A 2,945-nucleotide genomic window follows, 5' to 3' on the forward strand; every position below is an offset into this window, starting at 1 on the left:
ATTTTTAATCATACGGAATTTTTATTTATATCGTTTAAAGTCAGTGATTTAGTGGTTGTATTGTAATTTTTACACTACTTTGTGGGTAATTGATTTTTGATAACTGATCTGAGTCAATTTCTTTCGTGGTGTGAAATATTATACTCAGTCCTGAAAGCAATTTACTAAGTCTGTGTGGTTGGCTCTGAGCTTGACAACGATATTATTCAACATATCAACGCAATCTTAATAAAAAGTTTTTAATATTTATTTATTTTAGGAGATCCACTATGCCTGTAACTAACTTAGCTGAACTAGATGCTCTAGTCGCTCGCGTAAAAGCAGCTCAAGAAGAGTTCTCAACTTTCTCTCAAGAAAAAGTTGATGCTATCTTCCGTGCAGCATCTTTAGCAGCTAACCATGCTCGTATCCCTCTAGCGCAACAAGCGGTAGAAGAGTCTGGAATGGGTATCGTTGAAGATAAGGTAATCAAAAACCACTTTGCTTCAGAATTTATCTATAACAAGTATAAAGACGAAAAAACATGTGGCATCTTAGAAGAAGATGACAGCTTGGGTACAATGACGATTGCAGAACCAATCGGTATTATCTGTGGTATCGTTCCAACAACAAACCCAACTTCAACAGCAATCTTCAAATCACTAATCTCTCTGAAGACTCGTAACGGTATCATCTTCTCTCCACACCCACGCGCTAAAAACTCTACGAACGACGCAGCGAAACTCGTTCTAGACGCGGCGGTAGCAGCGGGCGCTCCAAAAGATATCATCGGTTGGATTGACCAGCCTTCAGTAGAGCTTTCAAACGCACTTATGAAGCACGACGGTATTGCACTTATCCTTGCTACTGGTGGTCCAGGCATGGTTAAAGCTGCATACTCTTCAGGTAAGCCAGCTATCGGTGTTGGTGCGGGTAACGTGCCAATCGTTATTGACGAAACAGCTGACATCAAGCGTGCGGTAGCTTCTATCCTAATGTCTAAGACGTTTGATAACGGTGTTGTATGTGCTTCTGAGCAAGCGGCTATTGTTGTTGATGAAGTATACGACGAAGTGAAAGAGCGTTTCGCCTCTCACAAAGCATACGTATTGAGCAAAGCTGAAGCAGACAAAGTACGTAAAGTACTGCTTATCGACGGTAACCTAAATGCGAAAATCGTAGGTCAGCCTGCTCCAGCAATCGCTGAAATGGCGGGTGTTAAAGTGCCAGCTGACACGAAAGTTCTTGTTGGTGAAGGTCTTGGTAAAGTAAGTGTTGAAGACGAATTCGCTCACGAGAAACTGTCTCCAACTCTAGGTTTATTCCGCGCAGATGACTTCGAAGATGCTGTCGCTCAAGCAGTAACTATGGTTGAAATCGGTGGTATCGGTCATACATCTGGCCTTTACACAAACCAAGATACAAATACAGACCGTATTCGTTACTTCGGTGACAAGCTAAAAACAGCACGTATTCTTGTTAACATCCCATCGACTCACGGTGGTATCGGTGATCTGTACAACTTTAACGTTGCGCCATCTCTAACACTTGGTTGTGGTTCATGGGGTGGTAACTCTATCTCTGAGAACGTAGGTCCTAAGCACCTTATCAACAAGAAAACTGTAGCGAAGCGAGCTGAAAACATGTTGTGGCACAAACTACCTAAGTCTATCTACTTCCGTCGTGGTAGCCTTCCAATCGCTCTTGGCGACCTAGAAGGTAAGAAACGCGCATTCCTAGTAACTGACCGTTTCCTATTTAACAATGGCTACGCTGATGACGTTGTTCGTCTGCTTAAAGCTCAAGGCATCGAAGTTCAAGTATTCTTTGATGTAGAAGCGGATCCTACACTATCTGTCGTTGAGAAAGGCGCTGAAGCAATGAAGAGCTTCCAGCCTGACGTAATCCTTGCTCTAGGTGGCGGTTCTCCAATGGATGCGGCTAAGATCATGTGGGTTATGTACGAGCACCCAGACACTCACTTTGAAGAACTTGCAATGCGCTTTATGGATATCCGTAAACGTATCTACAAGTTCCCTAAAATGGGTCAAAAAGCTGAGCTTGTATGTATCACGACGACTTCAGGTACAGGTTCAGAGGTTACTCCATTCGCTGTTGTTACAGACGACAAGACTGGTGCTAAGTACCCACTAGCTGATTACGAAATTACGCCAAACATGGCTATCGTTGATGCGAACCTAGTAATGAACATGCCTAAGTCGCTAACAGCGTTCGGTGGTTACGATGCAGTAACTCACGCTCTTGAAGCTTACGTATCTGTTCTAGCGAACGAATACTCAGACGGTCAAGCTCTTCAAGCACTTAAGATGCTGAAAGAATACCTACCATCTAGCTACAAAAATGGTGCGGCTGACCCAATCGCTCGTGAGAAAGTACACAACGCAGCAACTATCGCTGGTGTAGCGTTTGCGAACGCATTCCTAGGTGTGTGTCACTCTATGGCTCACAAAATTGGTGCTGAGTTCCACCTACCACACGGTCTAGCTAACGCACTACTTATCTCTAACGTTGTACGTTACAACGCGAACGATAACCCAACTAAGCAGACTGCATTCTCTCAGTACGACCGTCCACAAGCCCGTCGTCGTTACGCTGAAGTCGCTGACCACCTAGGCCTAAGCCAAGCTGGTGACCGTACAGCTCAGAAGATTGAACGTCTACTGACTTGGTTAGAAGAGCTTAAGAAAGACCTAGATATCCCGCTATCTATCCAAGAAGCTGGCGTTAACGAAGCTGACTTCATCTCTAAACTTGATGAACTAGCGGTTGAAGCGTTTGATGACCAGTGTACTGGTGCAAACCCTCGTTACCCTCTAATTACTGAGCTGAAAGAAGTTCTAACAACGGCTTACTACGGTAAAGCGTACGTTGAAGGTGAAACTTTCGAAGGTACAACAGTAATTAAGAAAAAAGCTGACCAAAAGCCAGCTAAAAAGAAGTAAGAC

Annotated in this window: 1 protein-coding gene; it reads left to right on the forward strand. The window is 43.9% G+C overall.

What is annotated here, in order from left to right; translation table 11 throughout:
• Positions 1 to 269 precede the first annotated feature (269 nt).
• Positions 270 to 2,942: a bifunctional acetaldehyde-CoA/alcohol dehydrogenase gene (gene adhE / locus BCU12_RS10745; protein WP_102404283.1), complete on the forward strand. Its 2,673-nt coding sequence runs from the start codon at positions 270 to 272 to the stop codon at positions 2,940 to 2,942.
• Positions 2,943 to 2,945: the final 3 nt, after the last annotated feature.

This window comes from Vibrio sp. 10N.261.55.A7 (assembly GCF_002877365.1).
Taxonomy (GTDB): Bacteria; Pseudomonadota; Gammaproteobacteria; order Enterobacterales; family Vibrionaceae; genus Vibrio.

Excerpts from the sequence above, each read along its gene's own strand:
- adhE (WP_102404283.1), top strand. The coding sequence starts at position 270 with ATGCCTGTAACTAACTTAGCTGAACTAGATGCTCTAGTCGCTCGCGTA.